The 15,699-nt window shown below is 68.6% G+C and carries 11 protein-coding genes and 1 pseudogene; 7 read left to right on the top strand and 5 right to left on the bottom strand.

Annotation, left to right across the window (positions count from 1 at the left end):
- Window positions 1–26: 26 nt before the first annotated feature.
- On the top strand, window positions 27–1,628 hold the full coding sequence (locus tag WJ35_RS28820) for a thioredoxin family protein (protein WP_069240672.1): 1,602 nt from the start codon (window positions 27–29) through the stop codon (window positions 1,626–1,628).
- Between the two features lie 66 nt (window positions 1,629–1,694).
- On the opposite strand, the gene WJ35_RS28815 is transcribed toward WJ35_RS28820, so the two are convergent.
- Both WJ35_RS28815 and WJ35_RS28810 read right to left on the bottom strand, forming a co-directional pair.
- Window positions 1,695–1,976 carry a DUF4148 domain-containing protein gene (locus WJ35_RS28815; RefSeq protein WP_059497564.1) on the bottom strand — a complete coding sequence of 94 codons (282 nt, stop codon included), beginning with the start codon at window positions 1,974–1,976 and terminating at the stop codon, window positions 1,695–1,697.
- A gap of 462 nt (window positions 1,977–2,438) precedes the next feature.
- Window positions 2,439–3,842 (bottom strand): GntP family permease, encoded by a 1,404-nt coding sequence (locus WJ35_RS28810; protein WP_010090147.1) that lies wholly within the window; start codon window positions 3,840–3,842, stop codon window positions 2,439–2,441.
- A gap of 327 nt (window positions 3,843–4,169) precedes the next feature.
- Here WJ35_RS28810 and WJ35_RS28805 point away from each other — a divergent pair, with 327 nt between their 5' ends.
- The 5 genes and pseudogenes from WJ35_RS28805 to WJ35_RS28790 all read left to right on the top strand — a co-directional run bounded on the left by WJ35_RS28805 (window position 4,170) and on the right by WJ35_RS28790 (window position 9,923).
- Complete coding sequence (locus tag WJ35_RS28805) at window positions 4,170–5,654, top strand: sigma-54 interaction domain-containing protein (protein ID WP_069240553.1); 1,485 nt, start codon at window positions 4,170–4,172, stop codon at window positions 5,652–5,654.
- Window positions 5,655–5,720: 66 nt separating this feature from the next.
- Window positions 5,721–6,257: a hypothetical protein gene (locus WJ35_RS28800; protein ID WP_069240552.1), complete on the top strand. Its 537-nt coding sequence runs from the start codon at window positions 5,721–5,723 to the stop codon at window positions 6,255–6,257.
- A 61-nt stretch (window positions 6,258–6,318) separates the two neighbouring features.
- The gene (locus WJ35_RS32695; RefSeq protein ID WP_311732184.1) at window positions 6,319–6,603 is read left to right on the top strand and encodes a hypothetical protein; all 285 of its coding nucleotides are present in this window, start codon (window positions 6,319–6,321) and stop codon (window positions 6,601–6,603) included.
- Between the two features lie 102 nt (window positions 6,604–6,705).
- Window positions 6,706–6,994: pseudogene (locus WJ35_RS28795) on the top strand (H-NS family nucleoid-associated regulatory protein).
- A gap of 571 nt (window positions 6,995–7,565) precedes the next feature.
- A complete protein-coding gene (locus WJ35_RS28790; RefSeq protein WP_069240551.1) occupies window positions 7,566–9,923 on the top strand; it encodes a GNAT family N-acetyltransferase in 2,358 nt (785 codons plus the stop codon).
- Between the two features lie 715 nt (window positions 9,924–10,638).
- Here WJ35_RS28790 and WJ35_RS28785 read toward each other — a convergent pair.
- Window positions 10,639–11,190 (bottom strand): hypothetical protein, encoded by a 552-nt coding sequence (locus WJ35_RS28785; RefSeq protein ID WP_069240550.1) that lies wholly within the window; start codon window positions 11,188–11,190, stop codon window positions 10,639–10,641.
- Between the two features lie 172 nt (window positions 11,191–11,362).
- Complete coding sequence (locus WJ35_RS28780; protein WP_069240549.1) at window positions 11,363–12,187, bottom strand: IclR family transcriptional regulator; 825 nt, start codon at window positions 12,185–12,187, stop codon at window positions 11,363–11,365.
- A gap of 438 nt (window positions 12,188–12,625) precedes the next feature.
- On the opposite strand from WJ35_RS28780, the gene WJ35_RS28775 reads away from it, so the two are divergent.
- Window positions 12,626–13,474, top strand: a complete 849-nt coding sequence (locus WJ35_RS28775; RefSeq protein ID WP_060237016.1) for an ureidoglycolate lyase — start codon at window positions 12,626–12,628, stop codon at window positions 13,472–13,474.
- A gap of 180 nt (window positions 13,475–13,654) precedes the next feature.
- Here the strand turns inward: WJ35_RS28775 and prpR are convergent, their stop codons facing one another.
- Window positions 13,655–15,640, bottom strand: coding sequence for a propionate catabolism operon regulatory protein PrpR (gene prpR / locus WJ35_RS28770; RefSeq protein WP_060237017.1), 1,986 nt, complete (start codon window positions 15,638–15,640; stop codon window positions 13,655–13,657).
- Window positions 15,641–15,699: the final 59 nt, after the last annotated feature.

Here is a 15,699-nt window from a genome sequence, read left to right as displayed (position 1 = left end):
CGTCTCTTTCCATGGAAGCCGACTCGATGAAAACCGTACTCCGGAACCTGACCGCCGCCTGCCTGATCGTTGTGACCGGCGCAGCGCTTGCCGTCGACACGCCGCAGCGCGTGGCCGTCGCGGGTGCGCCGAGCGGCGATGCGCATCTGCCGCCCGGCATCGCGTGGCAGCAGGGCGACGTCGACGCCGCGTTCGCGCTCGCGAAGCGGACCGGCAAGCCGCTGCTGCTGTACTGGGGCGCGGTATGGTGCCCGTCGTGCAATCAGGTGAAGTCGACGGTCTTCAGCCAGCAGGCGTTCCGGGCGCGCTCGTCGTTCTTCGTGCCGGTCTATCTCGACGGCGACACCGAAAGCGCGCAGAAGGTCGGCGAACGCTTCAAGGTGCACGGCTATCCGACGATGATCCTGTTCCGCCCGGACGGCACCGAGGTTACGCGGCTGCCGGGCGAGGCCGATCTCGACCGCTACATGCGGGCGCTGTCGCTCGGCATGAACGCCGCGCACCCGGTGCGGCAGACGCTCGCGAACGCGCTGAACGAGGGCGCGGCGCTGACGCCGTCCGAATGGCATCTGCTCGCCGATTATTCGTGGGATACCGACGGTGCGCTGCCGGTGCCGCCCGACCGTGTGGCCGTGACGCTGCAGACGCTGTCGCAGCGTGCGCGCGCGGCCGGCGCGACGGCGGACGCCGCGCGTTTCGCGCTGAAGGCGGCGGTGGTCGCGGCGTCGGGCGCTCCGGCGCAGGCCGGCGCGCTCGACAAGGCTGCGCTCGCCGATGCGCTGCGCGACGTGCTGCGCGATCCGCCGCTCGCGCGTGCAGATTCCGACGTACTCGTCGCGGCGCCGGCCCGCGTGGTCGCGTACCTCGGCGGCGAGCCCGCGCAACGCGCGAACCTGCGCGGCGCATACGACGCGGCGCTCGCGCGGCTGTCGGTCGAGCGCACGCTGTCGTCGATCGATCGCCTGATGGCGCTGCACGGGCGCGTGCTGCTCGCGCGCGGCGACGCACGCGACGGCACGCGGCTCGACGCGCCCGCGCCCGCGCTGCTCGCCGCTGCGCGCAAGCAGATCGCGGCGTCGGTGCAGGGCGCGGCGAACGTCTATGAACGTCAGGCGCTCGTCAGCGAGGCGGCCGACACGCTCACCGACGCCGGGTTGCTCGACGAATCCGATACGCTGCTGAAGGCCGAATTGCCGCGCTCGGCGACGCCCTATTACTTCATGTCCGGGCTTGCCGCCAATGCGAAGGCGCGCGGCGACAAGGCCGCGGCGCTCGACTGGTACCGCAACGCCTACGACAGCGCGACGGGGACCGCGACGCGGCTGCGCTGGGGCGCCACCTATTTCGCGAACGCGGTCGAGCTTGCGCCGGACGACGCGGCGCGGATCGAAGGCATCGCGAGCAGCGTGCTCGCGCAGGCCGGGCAGACCCGGGACGCGTTCTATGGCGCGAACCTGCGTGCGCTGACGAAGGTGGTCGCGCAGCTGACGCGCTGGCGTAACGGCGGCGCGCACGATACGTCGGTCCGGTCGGTGGTGAAGCAATTCGACGGCGTGTGCGGGAAGCTGCCGGCGGGCGATCCGCAGGCAGCGGCGTGCGCGAAACTGCTTCAGCCGGTGAAGGCCTGAGGCTGCGGGCCTGAGGCCGCGATGACGCGTGGCTGGGCGTGCCGGCCGCGTGGTCGCCGCGATTGCTTAGTGGCTGGTTTCGGACGACGGGCTGCCGTCGCTGCCGTACCCGGCATGCTGCTCGCGCGCGATCTTCGCTTCTGCTGAAACGATGCTGGCCGGATAGAACCAGTCGCTCGGCTGGAAGCCGGCTTGCTTCAGCGCTTTCACTTCGGCCCGGACCTGCGCGCGCGTCAGCGGCGGGTTCGATTGGGCTTGCGCCTGGGCTTGGACTTCGGCCTGCGCTTGTGCGGCGAGCGGCGCGGATGCGGCTACCGCGATGAGGATTGCGGGAAACAGGCGCTTCATGATCGTGAACCTCGATGTGTGCGGCTGGCTGCCAAGCCTGCAAACGATTTCGTCTGATATGGCGGCAGCGGGTGAACCCAGTGTAGGCCGCGCTGCTCGTGGGAAAAATGCGATTGCTCCCAATGCAGTTTTTTGCTGGCGACAACAATGGGCGGGTTAGTTCGGACGAAAGCGGGTGGTGGTGTGCTTGGTGGGCATGCGGGACGGGCGGGATGATCGTTTGCGTCGTGCTGATGATGACAGCGGTGCCCGGCACACCGGGCAATGGCCGCGAAGACGGCGGAAGGCGGGAACGTAAGGCGGAAACGTAGGAAAGCGGGGGGGCAGCGCAGTCCGCACGGCCGGCATCGGCGGCGCCATCAAGCCCCCGATCATGCGCGACGCCGAGCTTGCCGGCCGCGTCGCCACGGCCGACACGAGCCGGGCGGCGCGCGTCTGAACGCCGCCGCCCGATGCTGACGCTTACACGAGCCCCGTCGTGTAATACACGGCGATCACGAAGAACACCGCGAGCGTCTTGATGATCGTCACCGCGAAGATGTCGCGATACGACTCGCGGTGCGTGAGGCCCGTCACCGCGAGCAGCGTGATCACCGCGCCGTTGTGCGGCAGCGTGTCCATGCCGCCGCTGGCCATCGCGACGATCCGGTGCAGCACGTCCATCGGGATGTTCGCTGCCTGCGCGCCCTTGATGAACAGGTCCGACATCGCGGCGAGCGCGATGCTCATGCCGCCCGACGCCGAGCCGGTGATGCCGGCAAGCGAGCTGACCGACACGGCCGCGTTGACGAGCGGGTTCGGAATGCTCTTCAGCGCATCGCCGACGACGAGGAAGCCCGGCAGCGCGGCGATCACGCCGCCGAAGCCGTATTCGGACGCGGTGTTCATCGCGGCGAGCAGCGCGCCGCCCACCGCTGCCTTCGACCCGGCCGCGAAACGTTCGCTGACGCGCTTGAACGCGGTGGCGACGACGAGCAGGATGCCGAGCAGCAGCGCGGCCTCGACCGACCAGATCGCGACGACCGTCTTGATCGACGTCGTCACCGGCGTATGCACGCCCGGCAGCACGTCGGGCGCGACCGTGTACGACGCGGCGCCGTACCACGTCGGGATCAGCTTGGTGAGCGCGAAGTTCGACACGCCGACGAGGATCAGCGGCAGGATCGCGAGGAACGGGCTCGGCAGCGATTCGGTCGCGACGCGCTCCGGCTCGTTGACGAGCGACGTGCCGTAGCCTTCGCCCTTCGCCATCGCGGTGCGGCGGCGCCATTCGAGATACGAGAGGCCGACGACGATGATGAACAGCGAGCCGATCGTGCCGAGCGCCGGAGCGGCCCACGCGGTCGTCTTGAAGAACGTGGTCGGGATGATGTTCTGGATCTGCGGCGTGCCGGGCAGCGAATCCATCGTGAACGAGAACGCGCCGAGCGCGATCGCGCCGGGCATCAGCCGCTTCGGAATGTTGCTCTGGCGGTACAGCTCGGCCGCGAACGGGTAGACCGCGAACACGACGACGAACAGCGACACGCCGCCATAGGTGAGCAGCGCGCACACCGCGACGATCACCGCATTCGCGCGCGAGCGCCCGATGTAGCGGATTGCCGCGTGGACGATCGACTCGGAGAAGCCGGACAGCTCGATCACCTTGCCGAACACGGCGCCGAGCATGAACACCGGGAAATACAGTTTGACGAAGCCGACCATCTTCTCCATGAAGATGCCGGAGAAGACCGGCGCGACGGCAGCCGGCTCGGTCATCAGGACCGCGCCGAGCGCGGCGATCGGCGCGAACAGGATCACGCTGTAGCCGCGGTATGCGGCGAACATCAGGAACGCCAGCGCGGCGAGGACGATCACGAAGGACAAGAGAGTCTCCTAATGGCTTTGGTTTTGTTCGGTCGCGCGGCGCGCCGCGGACCGGCTCAGGTTCGTGCAGGTTTCGTGCCACCGGCCGCGATGCGCCGCCGGACGCGGGTCCGCCGGTGGCCGGCGGGCCCACGCCGGCCAATCTTCAGGCGATTCTACATAAATCGTCTCCGCATGGAGACGGATTGCCCGCGCGGACGCCCCGGACATGCTTGCCGAACGTGAACGGGCAAGGCGTTGCGGGCTGTCTCCGGAATGAGATAATCCGTCTCGTTCTGGAGACAGGCCGGACGATATCCAAAAGCAATACACGGAGACGACGACACGATGATGAACGACTGGCCCCGCTTGCCCGTCGATTACGGCGACGTGCTGCTGCGCGCCGCCGAATCGCTGTTCAGGACGTTCGAGGATTCGAGCGCCGGCACGCTGATCGTCGACCGTGATGCGCGCATCGTGTGGATGAACGAGCGCTATGCGGCGCGTTTCGGTTTCGCCGATCCGCAGCAGGCGGTCGGCCTCGATTGCGAGGCGGTGATCCCGCACAGCCTGATGCGCGAGGTCGTGTCGACTGGGCAGCCGATCCTGCTCGACATCATGGAGACGGGCCGCGAGCCGCTCGTCGTGACCCGCCTGCCGTTGAAGAACGAGGCGGGCGAGACGGTCGGCGCGATCGGCTTCGCGCTGTTCGACCAGTTGAAGACGCTCACGCCGATCTTTTCCCGTTACGTGCAGCTGCAGCAGCAACTGCTCGCGACGCAGCGCTCGCTTGCACAGGCGCGTCGCGCGAAATACACGTTCACGAGCTTCGTCGGCACGAGCCCGGCGAGCCTCGAGACGAAGCGCCAGGCGCGCCGCGCCGCGCAGGTCGATTCGCCGGTGCTGCTGCTCGGCGAAACCGGCACCGGCAAGGAGCTGCTCGCGCACGCGATCCATGCGGCGTCGGCGCGCGCGCTCCAGCCGCTCGTGACGGTCAACGTCGCCGCGATCCCCGATGCGCTGCTCGAGACCGAGTTCTTCGGAGCGGCGCCCGGCGCCTATACGGGCGCCGACCGCAAGGGGCGGGTCGGCAAGTTCGAGCTGGCCGATCGCGGCACGCTGTTTCTCGACGAGATCGGCGACATGCCGCTGCCGCTGCAGGGCAAGCTGCTGCGCGTGCTGCAGGACAAGGAATTCGAGCCCGTCGGCTCGAACCGCATCGTGCGCGCCGACGTGCGGATCATCGCGGCGACCTCGGCCGACCTGCCCGCGCTCGTGGCGGCCGGCCGCTTTCGCGCCGATCTCTATTACCGGCTCAACGTGCTGACGATTCACGCGCCGCCGCTGCGCGAGCGCGCGTCCGACATCGCGGCGCTCGTCTACGCGACGCTCGAGGAGCTCGCTGCCCAGCACGGCCGCGCCGCGCATTGCGAGCTCACCGACGATGCGCTGCGGATGCTGTGCGCGTATCCGTGGCCCGGCAACGTGCGCGAGCTGCGCAATACGCTCGAGCGCGCGCTGATGCTGTCCGACCGCTCGGTGATCGATGCGGCCGCGCTCGCGTCGTTCCTCGGTCCGGTGCGCATGACGGCGGACGGCGTGCCGGCGGGCACGCGGGTTGCGCCGCTGGCGGGCCGGAGCACCACCGATGCCGCGGGCGCCGACGCTGCGCCGGTGGCTTCGTATGCCGACGCATTGGCCGCCTGGGAGCGCCAGTTCCTGACCGACGCCCTTGCGGCGTGCGACGGGAAGGTAACCGAAGCCGCTGCACGAATCGGCATCGGCCGCGCGACGCTGTACAAGAAGATGACGGCGCTCGGAATCGACCGGTGACGACGTAAGCCTGAAGCGAACGGGCTGGCAGCGCGGCGCCCGTGACGCGCCGGGCAGGAGGCAACGATGAAGCGAATCCGTATCGCAGCATGGCTCGCCGCATTGGTGACGGCGTCTTCCTTCGCGCAGTCCGATGCGGAAATACCGGCCGCGCGGCGCAACTGGTACAACGATCCGTTCATTGCACTGTCGCAGGACTACGCGGAATGTCCGTTGCCGCTCGGGCCGTGGATGACCCGCGCGGAGATGGAGGACGACGCACATTACCGTGCCGAGCGCGGCACGACCTGCTGGCTCGCGCATCGTTGCACGAAGCCGAATTCGTATATGTACGACGCGCCGATCGCGGCTGCGGCGAAGGCGCACTTTGCCGGCTCGACGCGGCTGAGCGGCACGAGCCTGTGGATCACCGTGCAGCGGCGCTTCATATATGTCGAAGGATGTGCCGAAGCCGCCTTCGACCGGCAAGCGCTGGCACGCGAACTTGGCGCGCTTCCGGACGTCGAGCAGGTGTTCGTTCGCATCGCCGACGATCCCCACCGGGCTTTGCCGTACAGGACGCGCGCGCGTCCCGACCGGGCGCCGGACCGGACGCCCGACTGAACGCGGGGTAACGACGCATGGCATACTCGCGACATTTAAAAAAAGGTTGACGGGAAGAACAATGAAACACATGCTTGCGTCGGTCTGTCGGTGGCCTGGAACGCATTGGCGTCGGGCCGGATTGTTGGTCCTGGTTACGGGGCTCGGCGGATGCGGAGGCGGGGCGCCGTTGTTTACGGCGGACGGACGTCCGACTACGCAGGTGCAATGCACCGGCAGCGACTGGAGCAATTGCACGGACAATGCCCGAGCCATCTGCACCGGGGAATTCGACGTTCTCCAGCAATCGACCGATGACGCTGTGCGAAATCTTCTCTTCGCATGCAAGAAGAAAGGCGATTATTGAGCCCGATACGACCGCACGATGGGACGTAATCGGGTAAAGCGCTTTTCTATTTGCTTCGAGTCACCTATTTTTCATAAATAACACTCAGGGAATCCCATCCATATGGCGACCTACCGGCAACTGACAGCGCAACTCGAAAAACTTCAGCAGAAGATCGATAAGGAACGCGAAAAGGCGATCGCCGACGCGATCGCTGCGATCCGGGCGAAAATCGAGGAATTCGACATTACGCCGGAGGAGCTCGGTTTCCTCCACGGGCGCCCCTGTCAAGGCCAAGCGTCCGCTGCCGCCGAAATATCGCCATCCGAAGACCGGCGAAACGTGGAGCGGTCGCGGCCGCGCGCCGGCATGGCTCGGCAAGAACCGCGCACGTTTCCTGATCAAGGACTGATTCCCGAAAAGTCTCACCTTTCGTGCGGTCACTGACGGTGCGAGCGGCCCCACGGCCCTCGCACCGTTTTGTTTTTGGGCCGCCGACGCGCGATTCGACATCGCGTATCGAACGGCAACTCCCCGCGATTAAAAGAGCGCGTTTCACACATTCGTCGCGATTGCCGCGGATTTGGCGGCGAATTGCGGTAAACGAGCGCGTAATTCGCATCGCAAGGCGCACGGCCATTTGCGATCTTCGCGGTGCTGACGTGCAGCGCGCACGCATCACCGCTCGCGCATTGCGCCGCCTCGCGATAGGGCTCCCGAATCTGCTCACCTTGGCTCCTGTAAATCCTCACCTCTGACGGATGCGCCGCGCCGTCGCGTGTCGCCCACTGCGCTCGTTGCAATGTGTGAATGCGTCGAGTGCAAGCGCATGTTGCCGGCCTTGATGCGCATCGCACAGTCGGCCGTTCGGCATATAGGCAGCCGCGAACGGTTCGCCTATGCTTTGAATTCGCGTCGCCCGGCGCGTGGCCATTCGGGCCGTGCACCGGCCGGGCCGTCTTTCGTTACCGTATGGAGCCGATGTGACCGTTCGCCATCTCGATGCGCTGTTTCAGCCCAAATCCGTTGCGGTCGTCGGCGCGTCGCCGCGCGCAGGCAGTATCGGCGCGATGGTGTGGGCGCGCGTGCTCGACGGCGCGTTCCAGGGGGCCGTGTGGCCCGTCAATCCGAAGTACCGAGAGCTCGGCGGGCACACTGTGATCGGCGATGTCGACCGGTTGCCCGCGCCGCCGTCGGTCGCGGTGATCTGCACGCCGCCCGCGACGTGGCCCGGCATCGTGCACAAGCTCGGCGCCCTCGGCGCGCGCGTTGCGGTGATCGTCGGCGAGGCGCGCACCAGTGCGCATCGTGCGGCGCTCGATCGCGCGCTCAAGGCGGCGAAGCCGTTCGTCCTCCGTATCGTCGGGCCGGGCAGTCTCGGCGTGCTGTCGCCGGCGCGGCATGCGCATTTCGGCGCGCCGGCGTATACGGTGCGCTCGGGCGGCGTCGCGTGGGTATCGCAGTCGAACGCGCTGACGAATGCGGTCCTCGGCTGGGCGGATGCGCGCGGGCTCGGCTTTTCGCACGTCGTCGCGCTCGGCGGCGAGGCCGACGTCGATGCGGGCGACGTGCTCGACTATCTCGCGAGCGATCCCGGCACGCGCGCGATCCTGCTCGAGCTCGACAGCGTGCGCGCCGCGCGCAAGTTCATGTCGGCGGCGCGCGCGGCCGCGCGCAACAAGCCGGTGCTCGCGTTGCGCACCGGCCGCGCGGACCCGGGCGACGCGCTGTATACGGCGGCGTTCCAGCGCGCGGGGATGGTGCGGGTCGACGCGCTCGACGATCTGCTCGACGAGATCGAGACGCTAGGCGTCGGCCGCGTCGCCGCGCGCGGCGCGGCGACGCTCGTCACGAGCGACGCGGGCGTCGCGAAGCTCGCGGTCGATGCGGTTGCGGAGGTGCGCGACGTGCTGGCCAACTGGCCGGAAGCGGTGACGTCGGAGGTGTCGGCCGCGCTGCCGCACGTTGCGGTGCCCGGCAATCCGCTGACGCTCGGCGACGACGCGCGCCCCGAGCATTTCGGCGCGGTGATCCGCGCGCTCGCGCCGTTTCCGCAGACCGGCACGCTGTTCGTCGTGCATTCGACGTCGCACAGCGCGCCGGCCGACGCAGTGGCGCGCATGCTGATCGAAACGCGCCAGCAGGCGCATCGCGGCATCCTCGCGTGCTTCTTCGGCGCGGTCGATGCGTCGACGCGCGACGCGCTGCATGCGAACGGCATTCCCGTGCATACGACGCCGCAGCGGCTGGCGCGCGCGTATGCGCGCCTCGTCGATTACAACCTCGGCCGCGAACTGCTGATGCAGACGCCCGAAGGCACGCCACTGCAACCGGCCGAGCGTGTCGCGTCCGCGCAGGCTGACGCACGCCGCATGGTCGAAGCCGGCGAACACGAGCTGGCCGGCGAAGCGGCGCTGCACTGGCTGTCACGCTTCGGCTTGCATGGCGAGCCGGACGAGCCGTCGGCCGGCGCGAAGGTCGTCGACGTGACGGTCGACATGCACGACGACCCGAATTTCGGTCCGGTATTCCGCTACCTGGTGCCTCCGGCGGACGGCGTGTCCGCGCCGTTCGTCGTCTACGGGCTGCCGCCGCTGAACACGGTGCTCGCGCGCGCGGTGATGGAGCGCTCGCCGTATGCGCGCCGCGCGCCGGTCGAACCCGCGCTCGGCGCATTCACGGCGCTGTCGCAGGTGGTGTGCGACGTGCGCGAGGTGGTCGCGCTGTCGGTCACGCTGCGCGTGCTGCCCGACCGCGTGCTGGTGATCGCGCCGCGCATCACGCTGGCGGAGGGCCGCAGCCGGCTCGCGATCATGCCGTATCCGCGCCATCTCGAGCAGACGCTTGCATGGCAGGGCGACACGATGACGATCCGTCCGATCCGTCCGGAAGATGAGGCCGCGCACAACGAACTGCTCGGCGCGATGACGCCGGAGGATCTGCGGATGCGCTTCTTCGGCGCGGTACGCAGCTTCGATCACTCGCAGCTGGCGCGCATGACGCAGATCGATTACGACCGCGAGATGGCGTTCATCGCGTCGGTTGACGACGGGGCAGGCCGGTCGCACACGCTCGGCGCGGTACGCGCGGTGACCGACCCGGACAACGAGACGACCGAGTTCGCGATCGGCATTCGGCCGGACCAGAAGGGCAAGGGGCTTGGGCGGCTGTTGATGGCGCGCATCATCGAGTACGCGCGCTCGCGCGGCACCGCATGGATGATCGGCGAGGCGCTGCGCGAGAACACCGCGATGATCTCGCTCGCGAAGTCGTGCGGGTTCGCGGTGTCGCCGACGGAGGAGCCTGGCGTGGTCGGATTCAAGATGAAGCTGCAACCGTAGTCGCGAGGCGTCGAGTGTCGAAAAGTATGTGGGTATCGCGTGCAGTTGGCACCGGCGCGTGCGATGTCGGCCATGCGTGCGTCGTCGGTGCGGCGGTTCGTCTGGGCGAATGTTCTCGGCTGTGGCGATCGGAACGAGCATGGGAGCCGTTTCGGCGGCTCGCCTCCAAAACAAGGCAGAACGCAGCGGGGTTTTCGTTTCCACGATGGTGTGTGCCGAATCTATAGGCGCGTGCCGTATCCCGGTCAATTTCGCGGCGTATCGGTGTGCACGTGCTGTATGTCGCATGCATCGCCAGCCTGAAAAAACTCAAAGGTGAGGCTTTACGGGAGCCTTCACGTGAGCTTTTCCGGGAGACGCTTGGTGAGTCGATACGGGAGCTGTCGGTGAGCCTTCCCGGGAACTGGCGGTGAGCCCTTTCAGGAAGGCCTGGTGAGGCTTTTCGGGAGTGAATGGAGAGCGTCTGTGTGAGGTGCCGGAGAGGACGTTCGGACCGCCGGATTGATGCCGCCAGCGGCTTGAGGTGAGCGTTTTCGGGAGGCTGAAGTGAGTCTTTTCGGGACCTCGAGCGAACAGCGCTCGGGCTGACGCGGCGCCGGCAGGTACCGGTGCCGCGCCGATGCGGCCGCGTGCGATGTGTGCGTCGCATGCGCCGCGAAGCGTGCCAATGCGCTGCGCGCTTTCGCGATTGCACGCAGCGGGCGGGCGACTGCCCTTACACGGCGAGTTTCGTCGCCGCGTCGTTCACCTGCTCGCGCGAGATGGCGAGTTCGGTCAGGTGCGCGTCCGCGTATACGGCGCCCGTTTCGCGCTCGAGGCGGGCGATCGTCAGTGCGCAGCGGGCCACGTCCTTCGGCATCGCGATGAAGCGCTTGACGGACTCGCCGGCCTTGAACGCTTCGAACAGCGCGCCGCGAACATCGTCCGGCAGCGTCTTGGTCCATTGATACGGCTTGCCGTTGAACGTGATCGACGGCGGCAGCGTGCGTTCCTTCTTGGTCGCCGTGATGAGCCCGTAGGTGCGGGCGGCGTCGCCGATCTGGTCGGGCGAGAAGAGCTCGTCGGGCGTGATGTCGAATTGCTCGATGTAGTTTTCGATCGCCTGCATCGCGGCTGCGCGGTCGTCGCGCTTCTTCTGCGCACGCGCGACGATGTCGCGCAGTTCGTCCGCCTCTTCGGGCGTGATCGTGAAGCTTGCCTGCTTCTGCTGAAGTTCGGAGAAACGCTGGAATTCGAGATCGTTCAGAAGTTTGGCCATGACATTCATCAGACACGACAGCCGGCGCCGCCGGCCGTCGTAGTTTTGGAGAGGGCCGCTATTCTAGCGTAGCGACCCTGCATGGCGCGGCCGTGGGAAGCATCGCGACCACGCGCGACACGCGGCGGCGTCGCGCGTTGCCGCCGCACCCGCATCGGTCCGACGCGCTCGCGTGCGCCGGTCAGTTCCGCTCGATGCGGCTCATCGACAGCGTCGCGGCGGTGGCGCGCAGGCACTCGGCTGCCGCGTCGACGGAAGGCGCCGCGTGCGCGTCGATACGGCGCATGTACGGGCAGGTCAGCGCGGCGATCGCGTGGCCGGACGGGCCCACGATCGGGACGCTGATGTCGACGACGCCATAGGCCTGACGGCTGTCCCGGCACAGGAAACCGTCGCCGCGGATCGCCTGGCACGCCTGCGCGAGTTCCTGCTCGTCGAGCGGCGCTTCGCCCTTGACCTTGCGGTGCTCGGCCAGCATGTGCGCGCGTTGCTCGGACGCCTGGAACGCCAGCGTCACGCGTCCCGACGCGGTATCGGCGAGCCCGATGCGCGAGCCGAGCCGCACCGACACGCCCCACGGGCCGGGGCCGTCCACCTGCGCGATCACGAGCAGGTTGCCGTGGTCGTAGACGGCCAGGTGGCAGGACTGTTCCGCCGCATCGGCGAAGCGCTGCATCGGCGGCAGCGCTTCGGCGATCAGGCGGCTCATCGGCGGATGGCGGTGGGCGAGCGCGAACAGCTTGAGGCTCAGCGTGTAGCGGTCGCCGCCCGTCGAACGCATCACGTAGCGGCGCGCGACCAGGCGTTCGAGCATCCGGTAGATTTCGCTCGCGTTGCGGCCGAGTTCCTTCGTGATTTCGGTGCGAGTGAGCCCTTCCTTCTGCTCGGACAGGAGTTCGAGGATGTCGAGCCCCTTGTCGAGCGCGGGGGCGCGATAGCGGTCGGCTGCGCCCGTCGACTCCAGTGCGTCGCTGTTGGAGAGCGGGTTGTCAGTAGTTAGCGTCATGTGTAGGAAGTCAGGGAGTTGCCGATCGGTGGGCGACGCACGCTGGCGGACGTGCACGCGGCGTCGCGAAGCCGCGCGCGGATATGACTGCCATCCGCGCGAGCCCGACAACATTCAGTGTGCGATGCAGCGTGTTTTTTACCGATCGTTATCGGGCATGAACGGCTCAGGTGCCGTTCGCGATGACAGGGTCATAAGAAATACTGGATATTCATCTTTCAGCGTCGAAGGACGCGAGAGGCGGCCGCCATGCCGACCGCGTCGGCGTATCCGCCGCTGCAACGTAATCTCTGCGGTCGCACCAATAGTCGGTATCCGTCGCGCGCCATTCCACCGCGCGCCGCCGATGGTACAAAGAGCGGCGGGTCATCGGCGGCGCGCACGCGCGTCGTCGGCGGCCGGTATCCTGTCACATTCGCCAACAAGAGGTTCAGCACGATGAAACTGCTTCGCTATGGCCCGCCCGGCCAGGAAAAACCCGGCTTGCTCGACGCGGACGGCCGGATTCGCGATCTGTCGGCGCATGTCGACGATCTCGCCGGCGACGTGCTGTCCGTCGCCGGACTCGCGCGGCTGCGCGCGCTCGATCCGGCGACGCTGCCGCGCGTGCCCGGCGAGCCGCGCATCGGCCCGTGCGTCGGGCGGATCGGCAAGTTCATCGGCATCGGGCTGAACTACGCCGATCACGCGGCGGAAGCGGGGATGCCCGTGCCGGCCGAGCCGGTCGTGTTCGGCAAGTGGACGAGCTCGGTCTGCGGCCCGAATGACGGCATCGACATTCCGAAAGGCTCGGTGAAGACCGACTGGGAAGTCGAGCTGGGCGTCGTGATCGGCGCGCCGTGCAAGGACGTCGACGAGGCGCGCGCGCTCGACTGCGTCGCCGGCTATTGCGTGGTCAACGACGTGTCCGAGCGCGAATGGCAGCTCGAGCGCGGCGGCCAGTGGGACAAGGGCAAGGGCTTCGACACGTTCGGCCCGATCGGCCCGTGGCTCGTCACGCGCGACGACGTGCCCGATCCGCAGCGGCTCGACCTGTGGCTCGAGGTCGACGGCCATCGCTACCAGCAAGGCAACACGCGCACGATGGTGTTCACGGTCGCGCAGCTCGTCGCGTATTTGTCGCGCTGCATGCGCCTGCAGCCGGGCGACGTGATCACGACCGGCACGCCGCCGGGCGTCGGCATGGGCATCAAGCCGGCGCCGGTATACCTGAAGCCCGGGCAGACGGTGCGGCTCGGCGTCGAAGGGCTCGGCGAGCAGCTGCAGCGCACGCGCGCCGCGCAGTAGCCGTTCGCGCGACACCTGCCGGGCGGCGGGAACGCCGGGGTTGCCGCCCGGCATGCCGATCCGCTCCGGCCGCCCGCGGCGATGCGGTTGAAGACCGCAAAAGGCAAAGGCCCGCTCAGGCGCACTGGCCGGGGACCGGCGGCGGACCGGCGCGCACGGCCGCATCGCAACAGCCGGCGCCTACCTGCCGGACAGCTTTCGCCACATCGTCGTCTTGCTGATGCCGAGCATCGCGCACGCGCGGTCGCGATCGCCGCCGCATGCGTCGAGCGCCGCGCGGATCTCGTCGGCTTCCGCGCGGCGGCGGCGCGCCTGCAGCGTCGGCGCATCGTCCGGATCGGCACCCGCGTCGGCCGGGCTCGCGAACAGCTCCGGCGCGATGGCCTGCAATGCGTCGGGATCGAGCACGCCGCACGGCGCAGCCTGCCCGTCGTCGCCCGCTTCCTCCGCCAGCTCCACCGCGATCCGCTCGATCACGTTCTGCAATTCCCGCACGTTGCCGGGCCACCGGTAGCGCATCAGGATCGCCTGCGCCGCGTCGAGCACGCGCGCCGCGTCGCCGGCATCGCGCAGGCTGTCCGCGAGCCGCGGCTCGCGCCGCGCGGCCTGCACCAGCAGCGCGGCCGCGAGCGCGGGGATGTCGGCCGGGCGCTCGCGCAGCGGCGGCAGCCCGACGTTCAGGATGTTGAGCCGGTAGTAGAGATCCGCGCGGAACGTGCCGTCCTCGACGGCCGCGAGCAGCGGCCGGTGCGTCGCGGCGATCACGCGCACGTCGATGCGGATCGGCTCGGTCGACCCGAGCCGGATCACCTCGCGCTCCTGCAGCACGCGCAGCAGCCGGCTCTGCAGCGACGGCGGCATCTCGCCGATCTCGTCGAGGAACAGCGTGCCGCGATGCGCGGCCTCGAACAGGCCCGTCTTGCCGCCGCGCCGCGCGCCGGTGAACGCGCCTTCCTCGTAGCCGAACAGCTCGCTTTCGAGCAGCGCTTCCGGAAACGCGCCGCAGTTGATCGCGACGAACGGATAGCTGCGCCGCGCGGACAGCGCATGCAGGCTCTGCGCGATCATCTCCTTGCCGGTGCCGCTCTCGCCGAGCACGAGCACGGTCGCGTCGGATTTCGCGTAGCGGCGCACGAGGTCGCGCACGCGCGTCATCGGCGCGGATGCGCCGACCACGTCGTCGAGCGTGTAGCGCGCCGCGAACTGCTGCGTGCCCGGCTGCGAGCGCAGCGCACGGTCGAGCCGCTCGACCGCGCGCGATTCCTGGAAGGTCAGCACGCTGCCCGACGTGACGCCGCGATCGACGAGCGGGCCGCGGTGCACGACGTAGCGCACGCCGCGCACGGTGGCGAGCGCGTCGCCGTCGTCGCCGCGCAGCGTGCGCAGCTCCGGCGTCAGGTCGACGAGTGCGCGCCCGACGGCCGCCGCGGGTTCGACCCCGAGCGCCAGCGCGAGCCGCTCGTTGATCGCCTCGACGCGCCCGCGCGCATCGAGCGCGACGACGCCGTCGCGCAGGTGCTGGAGCAGGTTGTCGAGGCGCTGGCGGCGCAGCGCCTCCGCGTGCGTCGCATAGGCGACCTCGAGCGCGGTATCGACGGCCTTGCGCACCGACGCATGCGAATACAGGAACACGGCGCCCATGCCGGCGCTCGCGGCCAGGTCGGTGACGAGGCCGGGGCCGACGATCGTTTCGATGCCGCGGTCGCGCAGGTCGTGCACGCAGGTTTCCGCTTCCTGCGCGGACTGATATGACGCAAACTCGACGTCGAGGCCGTACGCGGCGACGAAGCGGCGCACCTCGGGCGGCGTCTCGCCGACGCTGACGAGCGCGATCCGCGACGCGTCGCGCCGGGCCCGCGCGAGCGCCTGCATCACGTCGAAGCCGGTCGGCGTGACGACCACGACCGGCACCGGCGCGCGCGTTTTCAGGAAGCTGCCGTTCGAGCCGGCCGCGACGATCACGTCGGGCCGCGCGGCGCCGGCCTCGGCGATCGCGTTGAGCGCCTCTTCATACGCGCGCGACACGATGCGCACGTCGGCGCGTTCGTCGAATTCGCCGGCGATCTCGCGAAAGAGATCCCGCAGGCGGCTGATGCCCATCGCCCAGACGCGCGGCCGCACCGCGCGGTCGGCGGGGCCGACGGGCTTGATCGAGGAGAGGTCCATGACGAACGATTATGCGCGCGCGATTTCATTTTTGGAACGCGAAATTTCCAAATTGAAAT

Source organism: Burkholderia ubonensis (genome assembly GCF_001718695.1).
In the GTDB taxonomy this organism is placed as follows: Bacteria; Pseudomonadota; Gammaproteobacteria; order Burkholderiales; family Burkholderiaceae; genus Burkholderia; species Burkholderia ubonensis_B.
This window is presented reverse-complemented; position numbering and strand designations above follow the sequence as displayed.

Coding starts and splice junctions, on each gene's coding strand:
- WJ35_RS28820 (WP_069240672.1), top strand. CDS start 27: ATGAAAACCGTACTCCGGAACCTGACCGCCGCCTGCCTGATCGTTGTG.
- WJ35_RS28815 (WP_059497564.1), bottom strand. CDS start 1,976: ATGAAGCGCCTGTTTCCCGCAATCCTCATCGCGGTAGCCGCATCCGCG.
- WJ35_RS28805 (WP_069240553.1), top strand. CDS start 4,170: ATGATGAACGACTGGCCCCGCTTGCCCGTCGATTACGGCGACGTGCTG.
- WJ35_RS28800 (WP_069240552.1), top strand. CDS start 5,721: ATGAAGCGAATCCGTATCGCAGCATGGCTCGCCGCATTGGTGACGGCG.
- WJ35_RS32695 (WP_311732184.1), top strand. CDS start 6,319: ATGAAACACATGCTTGCGTCGGTCTGTCGGTGGCCTGGAACGCATTGG.
- WJ35_RS28785 (WP_069240550.1), bottom strand. CDS start 11,190: ATGAATGTCATGGCCAAACTTCTGAACGATCTCGAATTCCAGCGTTTC.
- WJ35_RS28780 (WP_069240549.1), bottom strand. CDS start 12,187: ATGACGCTAACTACTGACAACCCGCTCTCCAACAGCGACGCACTGGAG.
- WJ35_RS28775 (WP_060237016.1), top strand. CDS start 12,626: ATGAAACTGCTTCGCTATGGCCCGCCCGGCCAGGAAAAACCCGGCTTG.
- prpR (WP_060237017.1), bottom strand. CDS start 15,640: ATGGACCTCTCCTCGATCAAGCCCGTCGGCCCCGCCGACCGCGCGGTG.